The sequence below is a fragment of the Glaciihabitans sp. dw_435 genome, from assembly GCF_018449675.1.
Taxonomy (GTDB): domain Bacteria; phylum Actinomycetota; class Actinomycetes; order Actinomycetales; family Microbacteriaceae; genus Glaciihabitans.
This window is the reverse complement of the sequence record NZ_JAAVUZ010000005.1, coordinates 43,084-59,806: the sequence shown is the minus strand read 5'-3', so window position 1 is coordinate 59,806 and position 16,723 is coordinate 43,084. Positions and strand designations below refer to the sequence as shown.

Below are 16,723 nucleotides of genomic sequence, written 5' to 3'. Positions count from 1 at the left end.
ACTCAATTTTACAACACACGCAAGTTGCGCGCATGGCGTGCGCTGGGATTTTTTGCGGGGCGGATGTCTCGGTCTGGGAGTATAGGCGCCCGCCTCCGTGGCCCCAACCACACCATTTCCGTCGTAGTGTGAGGTTCTATCAGTCTGGGGGTCGGTCGCATGGGCACTCTTCAATACGGCAACCCGGGCATCGTCGTGAGCTTTGATGACCGGGCGCTGCTGCACCTCCAGATCGTGATCACCGCAAAGCTCCGCCGTGGTGAGAGCTTCCTGTTCTCCTGGACGGACTCCGTCGAGATCGGCAGCGGTCGCAGCTCCATGTGGCTCGATCCGAGCAGCACGCTGTTTTACCGGTTCTTCGGCAGCCGGGTACCGTCCGTCAACCGTGAGTGGATCGACGCGCTCATGCTCACCGCCAACAGTGGTACCGGGCTGCTCTTCACCGAAGAGCCCGGAACCGGGTCGCACGGCGTTCGGCCGCGATCCTAGAGCGCCAGCCGTCCGCGACATCCGCGATCTCCGGCATCCCCAATGAAGGAGCATCGTGATTTCCGCCATCTCCGCACCATGGACCGCAACGCTGACCCCGGCGCAGCACACCCTCACGTCGTATTTCCTCGTGATCGCCGCACTCGCCCTGTCCGTGGGCATCGTGCGCACCACAATGACCATGGGCGAAGTCGGGCCCCGGTACCGCACGGCGGCGATAGCCCGCCTTGGCGTGCTCACCGTCGCCTTCCTGTCGTACCTGCTGCTGGTCATCAACTTTCAGTTCGGATATGAGCTGACGGACGCGGGCTACGTTCCCACCGCGACATCCATCACCACCTTCCTCCCCCGCTACATGGAGTGGACGGTCTCCGTGCCCCTGCTCACCATCGAACTGCTCGCCGTGTGCGCCCTGGTCGGCGAGCGGCTGCGACGTACCCGGGTGATCGCCGCAACGGGCGCACTGCTCATGATTTTTGCCGGGTTCCTCGGCCTGGTCATCGGCGAGGGCGAAGACCAGGGACAGCTCATCATCTGGGGCGCCGTCAGCTGTGTCTTCTGGATCCTCACCAACGTCGTGCTCATCCGTGCCGTGCGGGCCTCGCTGCCGCAGCTGACGCCCGCCGCGGCACAGTTGCTGCGCACCGCGACGATCCTGCTGCTGTCGGGCTGGATCATCTACCCGGCGGTCTACACGGTGCAGATCTTCGCGTTCGGCGGCCAGTGGACGACAACGATGCAGGTGGCCCTCAGCCTCGCCGACGTCATCGTCAAGCTTGGCTTTGGCGGACTCGTGCACCGCATCGCGAAGCTGCGCACGGCAGAAGACGTGCGGGCCGGCGTCGATATCCACGCCGAGAGCATCTGGATCTCGTCGGAGAAGGTTTCCGACGCGGGCAAGCCGAGCGAGGTGTTCCTCGCCGAGGGTGCCGCCATTCACCAGCGTCGCGAACCGCAGACGTTCCACTCGGTGGCGTCGCCCGCCGCCGTGGACGACAGCGCGACGAACAGCGTCGACCCCGAATAGCCCGCGGGCCGCACCCGGCGCTACTCGCGCGTCGACACCATCACGCTGAACTTGGTGTTGCGGGCGACCTGCCGCGTGGGACCGACAACGCGGGAGAGCGTGCTGCGGTAGCCCAGGTTCGAGTTGAACACCGTCCACAGTTCGCCGCCCGGGCGCAGCACGCGACCGGCGTCCTCGAAGAGACGCAGGGCCTCCCCCAGGTGCACGGTTCCCTCGATGTGGAACGGCGGGTTCAGCAGGATCAGGTCAGCGCTCGCATCGGGCTGGTTCGACAGGCCGATGTCGCGCACCGCCGTCACCCGGTCGCTCACGCCGTTGGCTTCCGCGGTTGCGCGGGTCGACGCCACCGCGACGGCGGACTGGTCGGTCGCGATCACGGTGATCTCCGGGCGCCGCAGCGCGAGGGCGGCGGCGATGAGACCGGTGCCCGATCCGAGGTCGATCGCGGACGTGGCATCCACCTTCATCTGGTCTGTCACCTCGAGCAGGAACCGCGTGCCGATATCCACCTTGGTGCCGGCGAAGGCGCCTCCGTGCGCGCAGATCCAGATGCCGAGGTCGGCATGGAACTCCCGGTGCGGATAGGACGAAATGGATGCCCCGGCGCCGCGTGACTCGCGGGCAATGAGCACCCGTGCCTTCTGCCGGGCGTGGGTGACGTCGAGCCGTCCGAAGTGGCGCAGAAGCACGTCGTTCATGGCCGGCGTGAGGTGCTTGATGCGGCCGCCGGCGATGACGACGGTCGAGGCATCCGCAAACCCGGCAATGAGCGAAGCGATTTCGTCGAGCGCGTCGAGGCTGCGGGGAAGACGCAGCAGCACGACGGTCGCGTCGGAGAGCAGCTCGGCGTCCAGCGAGAGGTGACGGTAGCCGGAGATGCCGAGTGCGTCGGCGTTGGCGTCGAGCGCCTGTTCGCCGAGGGCGCGGTCCTGATGGACGCGGATGTCGGCGAGGCCGAAGCGATCGATGGCCCCGAGGGTCAACGCCCCGTAGTTGTCGCCGATGACGACGACCTGGCCGGGCGCGGTGCCGGCGAGGAACGGGGCCGCCTCATCGAGGATGAGACGGTCGGCCGCGTCGACGGCGAAGAGGTTATCCGCCTCGATGTCGGGCCACCGCCGCAGATCGAGCGGGTGGTCGGATTCGGAGGGCTGGTCGTAGTCAGGCACAGTCAACCTTCGCAGGTGTATGCCGCGGTGCGCACCAGATCAGTCGCGTGTGATTTCCCGGGCGGTCGCACCGGACTGCACGCGGGAGAGCGGGCGCCACACGACGACCGCGGTATTGCGCTGGGCACGGGTACCCGCACGCAGCGAGATCACGTCACCTTCTGTACCGGCGGCGAAGACGCGACGACCCGGCCGGGTCAGGAGTTCATCGGCGAGCGCCGACTCGAGTTCGCGCACGCGGGTCGACAAATTCGCGACCTGGTTCTCCAGTTCGAGAATGCGGCGGATGCCCTCGAGGTTGAGTCCCTCGGCGCTCAGGCGAGCCACCTCGCGCAATTGCATGACGTTGCGCATCGAGTAGCGGCGGGACTTACCCGCCGTGCGCGTGGGGCTCACGATGCCGAGCCTGTCGTACTGGCGCAGAGTCTGCGGGTGCATGCCCGCCAACTCCGCCGCGACCGCAATAGCGAACGCGGGGAAGTTGACGTCCATGTCATCCATAGTGATTAGTCCCGTGCCTTGGCGAGCAGTTCTGTCCGCGGGTTCTCCGCCGGCATCGCCTTGGCGAATGCCTCGAGAGCTTCCTGAGCAGCCGCGGGCAGGTGACTCGGCACGGCGACCTGCACCATGGCCAAAAGGTCACCGGTGCCCTTTGTCGTCGTGACGCCGCGTCCCTTGACCCGCAGCACGCGTCCACTGGGGGTACCAGCGGCAACGCGCAGACGGACGGGCTCGCCGCCGAGGGTCGGAACCTCGATGGTCGCGCCGAGCGTCGCCTCGACAAACGTCACAGGAACATCAACGCGGAGGTTGAGTCCGTCGCGCTCGAAGACCGGGTGCTTGCGCACCGTCACCGTCAGCACGAGGTCGCCGGATTCGCCGCCGTCGATGCTGGCTTCACCCTTGCCCTTGAGGCGGATCTTCTGGCCGTCGCTGACGCCGGCCGGAATCTTCACCTTGATGGGCTTGCCGCCGGAGGGCTGCAGGGTGATGGTGTCGCCGTTGATCGCGGTGACGAAGTCCAGCGCCGTGGTCGCGACGAGATCGCGACCCTTGGTCGGGCCGGATGCGCCGCGGAAGCCGCCGGTGCTCTGGCCGAAGCCACCACCGCCGCCGAACATGCCACCGAGGAGGTCCTCGAAGCTGCTGCCCTGAGGCGGTGCGCCCCTGCGCTGCTGTCCGGGTCCGCCGAACATGCCGCCGAAGACGTCCTCGAATCCGCCCTGCTGGCCTCCGCCGCCCGCCGTGAAGCGAGCGCCGGAGCCCATTGCGCGAATCTGGTCGTATTCCTTGCGCGTTTCGGGATCAGCGAGCACCGAGTGGGCCTCGCTGATCTCCTTGAACTTCGCTTCCGCCTTCGCGTCTCCCGGGTTGGAGTCCGGGTGGTACTGCCGCGCAAGCTTGCGGTAGGTCTTCTTCAGTTCCGCGTCCGTGACGTTCTTGGAGACGCCGAGAACCGCGTAAAAGTCCTTATCGAACCAATCCTGGCTAGCCACGGGCACCTCCCTTACTCACACGGGCGCTGCGCCCTGAATTCACTGACACCGCTGGCGCCTTAGCTGTCGCTCGGAACCGACACGGCGACCTTGGCTGCGCGAAGCAGACGGTCACCCAGTGCATACCCGGGCTCGATGACGTCGGCAACGGTGTTCACCTTCACGTCGGGCGACGGAACCTGAACCAGTGCCTCATGGAAGTTGGGGTCGAATGCCTCGCCCTTTTCTCCCACGATGCGCAGTCCGAAGCGGTCGAACGCGGTGCGGATCTTCTTCGCAACCACCTCGAGGGGGCTTCCCTCGAGGTCGCCGTGCTTCTCGGCACGGGCGAGGTCGTCGATAGCCGGCAGGAGGGAACGGATGACCTCGGCGATGACCGCTTCACGGTTGGCGACGCGATCACGCTCCACTCGTGTACGGAAGTTGACGAGCTCCGCCTGCGCGCGCAGCATGTCGTTGCGCATTTCGGCGACGAGGTCTTTTTCACCCTGTTCGATGAATGCCACCTCCTCGTCCGACAGCATTTCCACGTCGGGGCCTTCGGCCTGGATCAGGTCGTCGGCGGTTTCCACGGATGCAGTATCACCGTCTTCCGAGTGCGGTTCGGCCTGGGAAGGTCGGGGAGCGGAGGCCGTCGCCTCCGCTCCTTCACCTGCCTCGGTCGGGACTACTGGCTCGTCGGAACCGTTGTTGTTGTCCTTGTCCTTGGCCACGGGTTACTTCTTCGCGTCGTCTGTGGTCTCGTCGTCAACAACCTCGGCGTCAACGATGTCCTCGTCCGAAGCGGGGGTCTCCTCGGCGGGAGCCTCCTCGGACGCGGCAGCGTCGGATGCCTGCTGGTTGGCGTAGATCGCTTCGCCGAGCTTCGACTGGCTCTCGGTGAGCTTGTCGAAGGCGGTCTTGACCGCGGCAGCGTCATCGCCGGCAAGGGCACTCTTGAGGGAGTCGACGTCGGCCTGGACCTCGGTCTTGACGTCCTCGGGGAGCTTGTCCTCGTTGTCCTTGATGAGCTTGTCGATCGAGTACGCGAGCTGCTCGGCGTTGTTGTGGACCTCGGCTGCCTCGCGGCGTGCCTTGTCCTCGGCCGCGTGCTCTTCGCCCTCACGAACCATGCGCTCGATGTCGTCCTTCGAGAGCGACGAGCCACCGGTGATGGTGATCGACTGCTCCTTGCCGGTGCCCTTGTCACGGGCGTGCACCTGCACGATGCCGTTGGCATCGATGTCGAAGGTGACCTCGACCTGCGGCACGCCACGGGGAGCCGGTGCGATGCCCTGCAGCTCGAACGTTCCGAGCGGCTTGTTGTCGCGGGTGAACTCGCGCTCGCCCTGGAAGACCTGGATGGCGACGGACGGCTGGTTGTCGTCTGCGGTCGTGAAGGTCTCGCTGCGCTTGGTCGGGATGGCCGTGTTGCGCTCGATGAGCTTGGTCATGATGCCGCCCTTGGTCTCGATACCGAGGCTCAGGGGGGTGACGTCGATGAGCAGAACGTCCTTGCGCTCGCCCTTCAGCACGCCGGCCTGGAGTGCGGCGCCGACGGCGACGACCTCATCAGGGTTGACGCCCTTGTTGGGCTCCTTGCCACCGGTCATCGTCTTGACGAGTTCCTGCACGGCCGGCATACGCGTCGAACCACCAACGAGAACCACGTGGGCAACGTCGGCGACCTTGACTCCGGCCTCCTTGATGACGTCCTCGAACGGCTTGCGGGTGCGCTCGAGCAGGTCCTTGGTCAGGTCCTCGAACTTGGCGCGCGTGAGGGTCTCGTCGAGGTTGGCGGGGCCGTTCTCGGTGAGGGAGAGGTAGGGAAGCTGGATGCTGGTGCTCGTCGAGGACGACAGCTCCTTCTTGGCCTGCTCGGCTGCTTCCTTGAGGCGCTGCTTGGCGATCTTGTCGCCGGACACGTCAACGCCCGTGGTCTCCTTGAAGCGGGTGATCAGGTAGTCGACAACGCGCTGGTCCCAGTCGTCTCCACCGAGGCGGTTGTCACCGGCGGTCGAGCGAACCTGGATGGTCGAGAAGTCATCGTCCTTGCCGACTTCGAGCAGGGAAACGTCGAACGTTCCACCACCGAGGTCGAAGACCAGGATGAGCTCGTCTTCCTTGCCCTTGTCGAGGCCGTACGCGAGTGCTGCCGCGGTCGGCTCGTTGATGATGCGGAGGACGTTGAGTCCGGCGATCTCGCCGGCGTCCTTCGTTGCCTGGCGCTCGGCGTCGTTGAAGTACGCGGGGACGGTGACGACGGCGTCGGTCACGGGCTCACCCAGGTACTGCTCGGCGTCACGCTTGAGCTTGGCGAGAATACGCGCGGAGATCTCCTGCGGCGTGTACTTCTTGCCATCGATGTCTGTGGTCCAGTCGGTGCCGATGTGGCGCTTGACGGACGAAATGGTGCGGTCAACGTTGGTGACGTTCTGGCGCTTGGCGGTCTCGCCAACCAGTACTTCGCCATCCTTGGTGAAGGCTACGACCGAGGGGGTCGTACGGAAGCCTTCGGCGTTGGCGATGACGGTGGGTTCTCCACCCTCAAGGACCGCGACCACTGAGTTGGTGGTACCGAGGTCAATTCCTACTGCTCGAGCCATGTGCTCTTACTCCTCTACGAGAATGCTTATGCGAGGACTTGAGCCTCGCTGTATCAAGTTTCCCAACGCAATCTATCCGTGTCAAGTCAGTCAGCTGAAAGTTGAGTGGGAGTGACTCAACCTCACGTGTTTACCCGCGCGTCCCCGGCGCCGACTACCCTGTGCGCATGACGGAAACGAACCTGGTGGGTTCTGCACATCCCCTTCCCGCCCCGGGCCTCGACAGCCAGGCCGGAAAGACGATCCCGCGGTCCCACATTGCGGCGTGGGCGTTCTGGGACTGGGGCGGAGCCGCCTTCAACGCGGTCATCGTCACGTTTGTGTTCTCCGTCTACCTCACCGACACCCCCGCGTTCGGCGGCACGACCTACGTCACCGCAATGCTCGGCTGGGCGACCGCGGGCGCCGGCCTTATCATCGCCGTGCTCGCGCCGGTAACGGGACAGCGATCGGATGGCTCGGGGCGCCGCAAACTCTGGCTCGCCGTCAACACCGCCGCCGTCATTGTCACCAGCGCCCTGCTGTTCTTCGTTGAGCCCCGGGCTGAGCTCCTCGTGCTCGGACTGTTCCTCATCGCCGCCGGCACCATCTTCTTCGAGCTCGCGAGCGTCAACTACAACGCGATGCTGGCCCAGGTCTCAACACCGAGCACGATCGGCAAGATCAGCGGCTTCGGCTGGTCAATGGGGTACTTCGGCGGCATCGTGCTGCTACTCATCCTCTACTTCGGCTTCATCCACCCCGATGTGGGACTGTTCGGCGTCACCGACGCCAACGGGCTCTCGGTGCGGGTCTCCATGCTGCTCGCCGCCCTCTGGTTCACGATCTTCTCCCTCCCCATATTCTTCACGGTGCCGGAGTTCCCGAAGAGCGCCGCCACCCTTCCGCGCGTCGGGTTCTTCCGCTCCTACGGAGTGCTCTTCCGCGACATCGCCGCCCTGTGGCGCACCAACCGCCAAACGGTCATCTTCCTGATTTCCAGCGCGATCTTCCGCGACGGCCTCACCGGTGTCTTCACCTTCGGCGGCGTGCTTGCCGCCGGCAGCTTTGGCTTCTCCAGCGGCGACGTCATCGTCTTCGCCATCGTGGCCAACCTCATCGCCGGCGTCTCGACCCTGCTGATCGGCCGTCTCGACGACCGCCTCGGCGCAAAGTTCGTCATGGTGTTCTCCATCTCGGGCGCCATCGTCGCCGGCCTCGCCCTCCTCATCTTCAGCGGTGGCGGCACCGGCGTCTTCTGGATCTTCGGCCTGCTGATGTGCATCTTCGTCGGCCCGGCCCAGTCGGCGAGCCGCACGTTCCTCGCCCGGGTCATCCCGGCCGGTCGGGAGGGCGAGGTGTTCGGTCTGTACGCCACCACGGGCAAGGCGGCCACGTTCCTCGCGCCCTCGCTGTTCGCGCTGGCCGTCACCCTGTTCAACGGTCAGATCTGGGGCATCCTCGGTATCGTCCTTGTTCTCGCCGTCGGGCTCGTGCTGCTCATCCCGGTCAAGGCGCAGGGCCGCAACGCGGCGTAATTTCATCGCGCGCTCAGGCTTCCCGCACCATGCTTGAGGCATGACAACCACCGCTGACAAGGCCGAACTCCTCCGCTCACTTCACGTGCCCGGCACTCCCCTCATCGTTACCAACGTCTGGGATGCCGTCACCGCCCGCATCGTCGCCGGCACCCCGGGCGTTCGCGCGCTCGCGTCCGCTAGCCACGCCGTCTCCTTCGCCCACGGCGTCGAGGATGGCGAGGGCCTCACCGTCGACCAGGCCATCGCGGCCGCCCGCGTCATCATCGACGCCGTCGACCTCCCCGTCTCGATCGACTTCGAGAAGGGATACGCGGCGGATGCCTCGGGCGTACAGCACAACGTCGAACAGCTCATCGCGGCCGGTGCAGCCGGCATCAACATCGAAGACAGTGTCGGAGCGCCCAAGGCACCCCTCTTCGACCTCGACACCGCTGTCGCGCGGGTTGCCGCCGCGCGCGCCGCCGCGGACAAGACGGGCGTTCCCCTCGTGATCAACGCCCGTGTCGATACCCTCGCCGGTGGTGGCGAGTGGTCCGACGCCGTCACGCGCGCCAACGCCTACCTTGCCGCCGGCGCCGACGTCGCGTTCGTCCTGGGCCTCGGCACCGAGGATCTCGTCAAGCGCGCCCTCGACGAGATCGACGGCAAGATCTCGGTCATCTCGAACCCCTCCTCCGTGCCACTGAAGAAGCTCGCGGAACTCGGGGTCTCCCGCGTGAGCTTCGGTCCCGGCATCCTCGGCCTCACGCTCGCGCACCTCACCACGGCCGTCGAACAGCTCACGGCCCTCGGCGACTACCCCGCCGAGCTCGCCTTTAAGTACTAGACCAGCGCCCGAGGGGGCGACCGCAAGTGCCTTCAGTTTTGCCCGCCGCGTGCCTACCGTTGAGGGTATGACGGAACAACGCCCCCTCGGCTTCTGGCTCAAGCTCCTCGACCGCATGATCGACGAGCGATTCGCGTCCACCCTGGAGGAGCACGGCGTCACCCGCCGGCAGTGGCAGCTGCTCAGCGTCCTCTCCACGGGAGGGGCGACGGTGGAGCAACTGGATGTCGCGATCGCGCCGTTCCTCGCGGCGCCGAACCCGCGCGCGGACATCGAGCCCGAGTCATCCGTCGAGCACCTCAGTGAACTGATCGAGAGCGGGTGGGTCGACGCGACTCCCGCCGGGTATGAGGTAACCGAGCGGGGATCGGTCGCCTACCGTCGGCTCGCGGACGTGGTCGCCGCCAACCGGGAGATCGCGACGGAGGGACTCACCACCGGCGAGTACAGCGCGATGATCGACACGATGGAGCGCATCGCCCGCAACCTCGGCTGGGCGGACAACTGACGCCAGCCCGGAGCGCCGCGATGATCCGCAGGGGTCGATCGCCGCGACATCCGACGGGGTTTCTTACTTCTTTCCTGCGATGTTGACCAACCAGTTGATGCCGAACTTGTCGACGAGCATGCCGAACTTGTCACCCCACGGTGCCTCGGTGAGCGGCTGCGCGACGGTCGCCCCGTCACTCAACCCCTCCCAGTAACCCGTCAACTCGGTTTCATCCTCGCCACTGAGGGAAACCGAGATGTTGTTGCCGGGCGTGTACTCCATGGAGTTGGGAGTGTCGGCAATCATGAAGATGAGCCCGTTAGGGTTCGTCAGTTGCGAGTGCATGACCTTGTCGGCCTCGGCCGGATCCTCGCTCGCGTGGAACTCGCCGAAGGTGCTGACGGTCAGTTCCCCGCCAAACACGGAGTGGTAGAACTCCCCCGCTTCCCGGGCGCTGTCGCGGAAGTTGATGTAGGGGTTGAGCGTGGTTGCCATGGGTACGACCTCCTTGTTGTCCTTCTGGCATTGTGGCCTCGGCGTCGGATCGGGCACAAGGCGTCCACAAGGGGCAATGGTGAGGCGGGGTCGCTCAGGCGCCGGCGGCGGGGTGCCCGATCCAGTAGGCGATGAACAGCAGAGTGACGATAAAGCCGCTGATGAAGTTGAAGAGCAGGAATCGCTTCCATCCGCGGTTGGCGGTCTCGGCCGAGGCATCCGTCACCGACCAGAACGGCGCGCAACTGGCGGCGTAGGGCAGCGCGAGAATTGCAGCGATCGGCCCCGGCCACGCGGTGAACAGCAACAGCACTCCGGCGAGCAGGTAGGAGATGACGGACAGCCGCACCGTTACGGCTCCGCCGAACGCGGTGGCGATGGAGCCGATGCCCCCCTCGCGGTCGGCCACGATGTCTTGCACTGCACCGAACGCGTGCGACGCGAGGCCCCAGAGGAAGAAGGCGGCGAGCACCAGCCACAGCTGCGGCGTGAAGATCGCCCCGGCGAGCACGAGCCCGTAGATCGCCGGCGAGACGAAGTGGGTACTCGACGTCACCGAGTCCACGACCGGGCGTTCCTTGAAACGCAGCACGGGGGCCGAGTAGGCGATGACGGCGAATACGCTGATGGCCAGCACGAGCCACGACAGCGGTGATCCCACGATCACGAGATATACCAGGAACGGAATGTTGGTCGCGGCGGCCGCGATCAGCGTCGGCCGGTGCATCCGCCGGTCCAGCAGCGCGCCCTCTACGCCGCCCTTGCGGGGGTTACGCAGGTCGGACTCGTAGTCGAACACGTCGTTGATGCCGTACATCGCGAGGTTGTATGGGATGAGGAAGTACAGCGTGCCGATGACGAATGTCACATCGACCTCGCGGGTGGTCATCAGGTAGCCGGCGGCAAACGGAAAGGCCGTGTTGATCCAGCTCAGCGGCCGGGACGACACGAACAGCGCGCGCAGAACGCTCGTCTGGGTGCGCCCCTTACGGGCGGGCGCGGTGGGGGCGGGCTGGCCGGGCACGTCGTCAGGCAGGGTCACGTCGGGATCCGATCAAAGTCCACAGGGATGGCAACAGGATGACCCCCGCCACCGCATACGCGAAATCCTCCAGCGGTGCCACGCCAATGAAGGCCCCGCTGATGAGCGCGTGGTTGTAGTCAACCAGCCCGATGCCGATCATGACGTTGTCGAAGACCGCCGTCATCACCAGGAGGACGCCAAGGCATAACGCCACGGCGCCCCACCGGGGTGCGCGGCGGGAGAAGACCGCGGCGAGCGCCACGACCGCCGTCGCCCCGAGGAAGATCGCGTTGAGGGCCCAGTACGTCATCGCGGCACGCTCCGGTGACGGGAGAGCAGGGTCATCCCGAAGCCGTAGACGTTCATGGTGAGGTAGCAGAGGAGTGCGAGGAAGAAGATTTCCTCGAGCGGCAGCTCGGGTGCCAGCTGCAGGCCCGTCATGAAGGCCGTCTCCCCGCGGAAGAAGATGCCGAGGCCGATGCCGAGCAGATCCCAGACGAGGAAGAACACCACGCCGGCCACCAGCACGATGGTCGCGCGCCGGGCGTCACGCCAGAAGAACAGGCGGAAGCGGCGGTCGAGCATCACCATCCCGGTGAGCGCGATCGCGAGCGCGACCAGGTACAGAACGGGCATCAGCCGGCGGTGCCCGTCCCGGGTGCCGCGGGGGCAGGACTCGGCGCGGCGGGAGCCACGGTCGGCAGCAGCGGTTCCGGCATGGGACCCGTCGTGACATCCCCCCGCAGACGCTTGATGAGAATCTCGGCGCTGATCAGGCACATCGGCAGACCGATACCCGGGATCGTCGAGCCGCCCGCGTAGTACAGGCCTTTCACCTTCTTGGAGATGTTGCCGGCACGGAAGAACGCGCTCTGCTTGAGGATGTGGGCGGGCCCGAGGGCCGTGCCCCGCCAGGAGTTGAGGTCGTCCACGAAGTCGCCGGGGCCGACGGTGCGCCGAACGCTGATGCGCTCCGCGAGGTTCGGGATGCCCGTCCACTGCGCGATCTGCGCGATGACCGTGTCCGCGAGCGCCTCGATGCGGGCGTCACCGTCGCCGTACTCTCCGCCGCGACCGATGCTCGGGTCTGCTGGAATCGGCACGAGCACAAACAGGTTTGTGTGACCGGCCGGCGCGGTGGATTTGTCGACCCCGCTCGGCTTGCACACGTAGAGCGACGCCGGCGACGGCATCCGCGAGTTCTTGCCGAAGATCGCCTCGAACCCGGTCTGCCACTCCTTGGTGAAGAGCAGGGTGTGGTGCTCGAGCTCGGGCACCTCGCCGTCGACACCCAGGTAGAGCAGCAGGGCGCTGGGGCCCGGAGTCGCCTTGGCCCAGTACTCCTCGGGATAGGTCTGGTGCGCACGGTCGAGCATGCGCGTCTCGGTGTGGTGCAGGTCGGCGGATGACACGACGATGTCGGCCTCCAGCGTGCGGGCCTGCCCTCCCTCGTCGACGTACTCCACCCCGGTCGCGACACCATCGACAACGGTGATCCTGCCGACGGAGGCACCCGTGACGATGGATACCCCCTCGGCGCGGGCGAGCGCGGCGATCGAATCGATGATCGTGGTGAAGCCACCCATGGGGTACATGACGCCGTCCGCCATGTCGAGGTGGCTCATCAGGTGGTACATGCTCGGCGCGATGTAGGGCGACGAGCCGAGGAAGACGGCGGGGTATCCGAGGATCTTCTGCAGACGGTCATCCTTCACCGTGCGCGCGGCGAGCTTGGACAGCGGCTCGAGCAGCAGTCGTCCGAGCTTCGCCGTCTGCTTCAGCACGTCTTTCGTGGCGATCGGGCGCAGGTCCTGGAAGCTCGTGTAGAGGAACTTGGCCTTGGCCATTTCGTACGTCTCGCGCGCGGACTCGAGGTACGTGTCGAGCTTCGCGCCGGCGCCCGGTTCCACCCGCTCGAACATCGCGATGTTGTCGTCACGGTTGAGCGCGACCTCGAGCGGTTCGCTCTCACCCTCGAAGAACACCCGGTAACCGGGATCGAGGGTTACCAGGTCGAGCTGCTCGGCGGCACTGGTGCCCATGAGCTTGTAGAAGTGATCGAAGACCTCCGGCATGAGGTACCACGACGGGCCGGTGTCGAAGCGGAAGCCCTCGGCCTCCCAGCTGCCCGCGCGCCCGCCGAGGTCGGAGCGCGCCTCCAGCAGGGTGACGGTGTGCCCGTCGCGGGCGAGCAGCGCGGCAGAGGCGAGGCCGCTGATGCCGCCGCCGATAACAATGACACGACTCATGCGCGCGGGGTCCTTCCCATGGCCGCGGCCGCCGCGATGCGCAGCTTGACGGGATTTGGCACGCGCACACGGGAGGTGACGAGCTGGTTGGCCGGGGTTGCACGCAACCGCACGGCGAGATCGGTGAAGAGTGCCTGTGCGAGAGCAACGGCACGACGGCTGCCGGAGGGCAGGCTCGGGATGACGGCTGCCGAGACCTTGAGGTCGGCGTCGATGTCATCGAGCAGCCGCACCTTGTCATCCTCGGTGAACGAGCTCACACTGACGCCGGGAAAGTAGCTGCGTCCGAGCGACTCGAAGTCCGCGGACAGGTCGCGCAGGAAGTTGACCTTCTGGAATGCGGCGCCGAGACTTCGCGCTCCGGTTTCGAACCGCTCCGTGTCATCCGGAGTCGTCTGGGTGTGCAGAAGGAACGCGCGCAGGCACATGAGCCCAATGACCTCGGCGGAGCCGTACACGTAGCGGTCGAAGCTCTCCTGGTCGTGCTCGGTCTCGCTGAGGTCCGTGCGCATCGACTCGAAGAACGGCTGGGTGAGCTCGGCCGAGAATCCGGTCTCGCGGGCGGTCAGGCCGAAGGCGTGCACAACGAGGTTGGCGCTGAAACCGTTCTCCATCGCGTATTCGGTCTCGCGCTCGAGCTCGTTGAGCTGGCGGGCAGCTCCGACGGTGTCGAGCCCGGCGTCTGTTGCGCTGCCGTCGACGATCTCATCGGCAACGCGCACGAGGGCGTAAATGTTCTCGACGTGCTGGCGCACCTCCGGTTCGAGCAGGCGCGACGCCAGCCCGAAGGAGGTGGAGTACCGGCGAATGACGATGCTCGCGGTCTCTTCCGCGACCCGGTCATACAGGGCGGGGCGGGGGCGCGTCGGTCGGGATGCCGCCGACCCGAGCGCGGCGGAACGACTCACTTGACCCGCCCAAGAACGGCGTCCGCGACAGGGTGCAGCTCGACGCGCAGCGCGGGCGGGATGTGCGGCTCCGCGAGGCGGGCAAGGGCGCGGTTCGCGTAGTAGCGCGCGAGACCCTGGGCGAAGTTCTGGGCGCCGCTGGAGACCAGCACGGCACGGATGCTCTCGGCCTGCGCCTCGGTGAGGTCGGGGCGGCCGAGCAGCGGCTCGATGAGCGGCCACTCCGCCGTGCTCGTGGCGTAGGCGATCAGCACGGTGCGCTTGCCCTCGCGCAGGTCGCCAATGGTGGTCTTGCCGGTCTCGGCCTCCGCACCGAACACCCCGAGCAGGTCGTCGACGATCTGGTAGGCGATGCCGATCTCCCGGCCAAAGTCGGCGAGCGTCGCCACGACCTCCTCGGAGGCGCCGGCGAGAATCGCCCCGGCCTGCAGCGGGCACTCGAACGAGTACACGGCGGTCTTGAGACGCTCCATCATGAGGATGTCATCCACGCGCGGCATCTCCACGAGCAGCGAGAAGTCGACGTCAATCAGTTCGCCCGCGGCGCTGGCGAAGAGCGCGTCATCCATCACTTCGATGAGACGCTGGCGCGTGACATCCGCCACTCCGCTTCGATCGATGAGCCGGTACGCGTTGAACAGGGCGAGGTCGCCAGCGATGACGGCCGCGGAGATGCCCTTGTGCTCGGCGTCCGAGTCGTTGGCTCCCGCGCGCGAGGCTCGGTCGCGATAGGTACCGGAGATGTTCGGGATGCCACGGCGGGTGAAATCCCTGTCGATGACGTCATCGTGCACGATCAGGGCGGTGTGCAGCAGCTCGAAGGCGGCGCCGACGTATGCGGCGGCTTCGAGGTCGGTGCCGCCGAGTGCCTGATAGGCGCTGAAGACCATGCGCGGCCTGAACCGCTTGCCGCCCGTCGTGTTGGCTTCGAGGGTAGACCACAATTCCACGTATTCGGGACCAAAGGGAACCGCACGGTTCTTGGCTAGGCTGAAGAAGCGCTCGAGCACACCATCGACTTGCGCCTGCCTCTGTTGGGCGACCGTCAGCAGGCCAGATCCATCCACAGTAGGCAGACTAACCCGAAACATGACGAATCAAACTGAGCAGGTCGTGCTAGTCGATGAGGGTGGCGCTCCCATCGGTGTGGCGGATAAACTCGCCGTCCACACGACCGACACCGCGCTGCACCTGGCGTTCTCGTGCCATGTGTTCGATGCGGACGGGCGGATGCTCGTGACCCGCCGTGCTCTCTCGAAGCTGACCTGGCCAGGAGTCTGGACCAATTCCTTCTGCGGTCACCCCGCCCCCGGCGAGTCGCAGGAGTCGGCGATCGCCCGTCGCGCCCAGCGCGAACTCGGCATCACCGTGCACGATCTCGAGCTCGTGCTGCCGGACTTCCGGTACCGCGCCGTTGATGCCTCGGGCATCGTCGAGAACGAGATCTGCCCCGTCTACCGCGCGATCACAACCGACGACATTAACCCGAGCCCCGACGAGGTCGCCGAGTGGCAGTGGATCGAACCGAACACGCTGCGCGACGCCGCGACGGCAGCACCCTTCGCGTTCAGCCCGTGGCTCGTCTGGCAGCTCGAGGGCTGGGCCGTCTAACCACTTTCCACGCCCGGGGGGACCTCTTCGCGCCCCGGGGTGACCTCTCCCCGCCCGGGGGTTACCTCTTCTTGCCCCGGGTGACCTCACTCTGCGCGGGCGTCGTCGAAAGGGTAAAAACGTGACCTTTCAGCCCGAAAATCGGCGATTTTTACCCTTTCGATGCCGCTTGAGTCGCTTGAGGCGCTGACCCGACCTAGTCCAGGTTGTCGGAGTCGGTGACGTCGGTGCGGTGGAAGTTCATGAACGAGCGCGATGCCGTCGGTCCGCGCTGTCCCTGGTAGCGCGAGCTCGTCGAGCTGGCGCCGTACGGAACCTCGGCGGGCGACGTCAGCCGCATGAAGCAGAGCTGGCCGATCTTCATACCGGGCCAGAGCTTGATCGGCAGCGTTGCCACGTTGCTGAGCTCGAGGGTGACGTGACCGGTGAACCCGGGGTCGACGAAGCCGGCGGTCGAGTGGGTCAGCAGCCCGAGGCGTCCGAGTGAGCTCTTGCCCTCGAGGCGTGCCGCGATGTCATCGGGCAGGGTTACCAGTTCGTAGGTGGAGCCGAGCACGAACTCACCGGGATGCAGGATGAACGGTTCATCCTGTTTCGCCTCGACGAGCCGGGTGAGATCGGGCTGGTCCACGGCGGGGTCGATGAAGGGGTACTTGTGGTTGTCGAACAACCGGAAGAAGCGGTCGAGCCGTACGTCGACGCTGGAGGGTTGCACCATCCCCAGGTCCAGCGGTGAGAGGGCGATACGCCCCGAGGCGAGTTCCGTCTTGATGTCCCGGTCACTGAGAAGCATGGCCATGAGACTACCGGAGCCGGGTACCATTGAGTCGCTGC

At 66.2% G+C, this 16,723-nt stretch carries 19 protein-coding genes; 6 read left to right on the top strand and 13 right to left on the bottom strand.

Annotation, left to right across the window (positions count from 1 at the left end; translation table 11 throughout):
- Positions 1 to 159 precede the first annotated feature (159 nt).
- Positions 160 to 489 carry an ATP-dependent DNA ligase gene (locus HB677_RS08840; RefSeq protein ID WP_213815332.1) on the top strand — a complete coding sequence of 110 codons (330 nt, stop codon included), beginning with the start codon at positions 160 to 162 and terminating at the stop codon, positions 487 to 489.
- A 55-nt stretch (positions 490 to 544) separates the two neighbouring features.
- Positions 545 to 1,516, top strand: a complete 972-nt coding sequence (locus tag HB677_RS08835) for a bacteriorhodopsin (RefSeq protein ID WP_213815331.1) — start codon at positions 545 to 547, stop codon at positions 1,514 to 1,516.
- Positions 1,517 to 1,536: 20 nt separating this feature from the next.
- Here HB677_RS08835 and HB677_RS08830 read toward each other — a convergent pair whose 3' ends face one another.
- Genes HB677_RS08830 through dnaK form a run of 5 tightly spaced genes read right to left on the bottom strand, consistent with a single transcriptional unit; the run spans position 1,537 to position 6,766 of the window.
- Complete coding sequence (locus HB677_RS08830) at positions 1,537 to 2,685, bottom strand: class I SAM-dependent methyltransferase (protein ID WP_213815330.1); 1,149 nt, start codon at positions 2,683 to 2,685, stop codon at positions 1,537 to 1,539.
- 39 nt (positions 2,686 to 2,724) lie between these two features.
- Entirely contained in the window at positions 2,725 to 3,177 is a 453-nt protein-coding gene (locus HB677_RS08825) for a heat shock protein transcriptional repressor HspR (RefSeq protein WP_213815468.1), read from the bottom strand.
- Positions 3,178 to 3,191: 14 nt separating this feature from the next.
- Positions 3,192 to 4,181, bottom strand: coding sequence for a DnaJ C-terminal domain-containing protein (locus tag HB677_RS08820; RefSeq protein ID WP_213815329.1), 990 nt, complete (start codon positions 4,179 to 4,181; stop codon positions 3,192 to 3,194).
- 59 nt (positions 4,182 to 4,240) lie between these two features.
- Positions 4,241 to 4,894 (bottom strand): nucleotide exchange factor GrpE, encoded by a 654-nt coding sequence (locus HB677_RS08815; protein ID WP_307852541.1) that lies wholly within the window; start codon positions 4,892 to 4,894, stop codon positions 4,241 to 4,243.
- A 3-nt stretch (positions 4,895 to 4,897) separates the two neighbouring features.
- On the bottom strand, positions 4,898 to 6,766 hold the full coding sequence (dnaK, locus tag HB677_RS08810) for a molecular chaperone DnaK (protein ID WP_213815328.1): 1,869 nt from the start codon (positions 6,764 to 6,766) through the stop codon (positions 4,898 to 4,900).
- A gap of 167 nt (positions 6,767 to 6,933) precedes the next feature.
- On the opposite strand from dnaK, the gene HB677_RS08805 reads away from it, so the two are divergent.
- From HB677_RS08805 to HB677_RS08795, 3 genes are all read left to right on the top strand, one after another.
- Positions 6,934 to 8,283 (top strand): MFS transporter, encoded by a 1,350-nt coding sequence (locus tag HB677_RS08805; protein ID WP_213815327.1) that lies wholly within the window; start codon positions 6,934 to 6,936, stop codon positions 8,281 to 8,283.
- Between the two features lie 40 nt (positions 8,284 to 8,323).
- Positions 8,324 to 9,112 (top strand): isocitrate lyase/phosphoenolpyruvate mutase family protein, encoded by a 789-nt coding sequence (locus HB677_RS08800; protein ID WP_213815326.1) that lies wholly within the window; start codon positions 8,324 to 8,326, stop codon positions 9,110 to 9,112.
- Between the two features lie 67 nt (positions 9,113 to 9,179).
- Positions 9,180 to 9,620 carry a MarR family winged helix-turn-helix transcriptional regulator gene (locus HB677_RS08795; RefSeq protein WP_213815325.1) on the top strand — a complete coding sequence of 147 codons (441 nt, stop codon included), beginning with the start codon at positions 9,180 to 9,182 and terminating at the stop codon, positions 9,618 to 9,620.
- Between the two features lie 63 nt (positions 9,621 to 9,683).
- Here HB677_RS08795 and HB677_RS08790 read toward each other — a convergent pair whose 3' ends face one another.
- The 7 genes from HB677_RS08790 to HB677_RS08760 form a co-directional block, all read right to left on the bottom strand.
- Entirely contained in the window at positions 9,684 to 10,097 is a 414-nt protein-coding gene (locus HB677_RS08790; RefSeq protein WP_213815324.1) for a VOC family protein, read from the bottom strand.
- Positions 10,098 to 10,191: 94 nt separating this feature from the next.
- Positions 10,192 to 11,133: a prenyltransferase gene (locus HB677_RS08785; protein ID WP_218624599.1), complete on the bottom strand. Its 942-nt coding sequence runs from the start codon at positions 11,131 to 11,133 to the stop codon at positions 10,192 to 10,194.
- Complete coding sequence (locus HB677_RS08780; protein ID WP_213815323.1) at positions 11,126 to 11,431, bottom strand: lycopene cyclase domain-containing protein; 306 nt, start codon at positions 11,429 to 11,431, stop codon at positions 11,126 to 11,128. Before HB677_RS08780 ends, HB677_RS08785 begins: the two co-directional genes overlap by 8 nt.
- The gene (locus HB677_RS08775) at positions 11,428 to 11,757 is read right to left on the bottom strand and encodes a lycopene cyclase domain-containing protein (RefSeq protein ID WP_213815322.1); all 330 of its coding nucleotides are present in this window, start codon (positions 11,755 to 11,757) and stop codon (positions 11,428 to 11,430) included. The genes HB677_RS08780 and HB677_RS08775 overlap by 4 nt, the downstream gene beginning before the upstream one ends.
- Entirely contained in the window at positions 11,757 to 13,370 is a 1,614-nt protein-coding gene (gene crtI / locus HB677_RS08770) for a phytoene desaturase family protein (RefSeq protein WP_213815321.1), read from the bottom strand. Before crtI ends, HB677_RS08775 begins: the two co-directional genes overlap by 1 nt.
- Complete coding sequence (locus tag HB677_RS08765) at positions 13,367 to 14,278, bottom strand: squalene/phytoene synthase family protein (protein ID WP_307852540.1); 912 nt, start codon at positions 14,276 to 14,278, stop codon at positions 13,367 to 13,369. Before HB677_RS08765 ends, crtI begins: the two co-directional genes overlap by 4 nt.
- Positions 14,275 to 15,345 carry a polyprenyl synthetase family protein gene (locus HB677_RS08760; protein ID WP_307852539.1) on the bottom strand — a complete coding sequence of 357 codons (1,071 nt, stop codon included), beginning with the start codon at positions 15,343 to 15,345 and terminating at the stop codon, positions 14,275 to 14,277. Before HB677_RS08760 ends, HB677_RS08765 begins: the two co-directional genes overlap by 4 nt.
- 22 nt (positions 15,346 to 15,367) lie before the next feature.
- Between HB677_RS08760 and idi the strand changes: the two genes are divergently transcribed.
- A complete protein-coding gene (gene idi / locus HB677_RS08755; protein ID WP_213815319.1) occupies positions 15,368 to 15,889 on the top strand; it encodes an isopentenyl-diphosphate Delta-isomerase in 522 nt (173 codons plus the stop codon).
- Between the two features lie 196 nt (positions 15,890 to 16,085).
- Here idi and dcd read toward each other — a convergent pair whose 3' ends face one another.
- Complete coding sequence (gene dcd / locus HB677_RS08750) at positions 16,086 to 16,682, bottom strand: dCTP deaminase (protein WP_213815318.1); 597 nt, start codon at positions 16,680 to 16,682, stop codon at positions 16,086 to 16,088.
- Positions 16,683 to 16,723 lie beyond the last annotated feature (41 nt).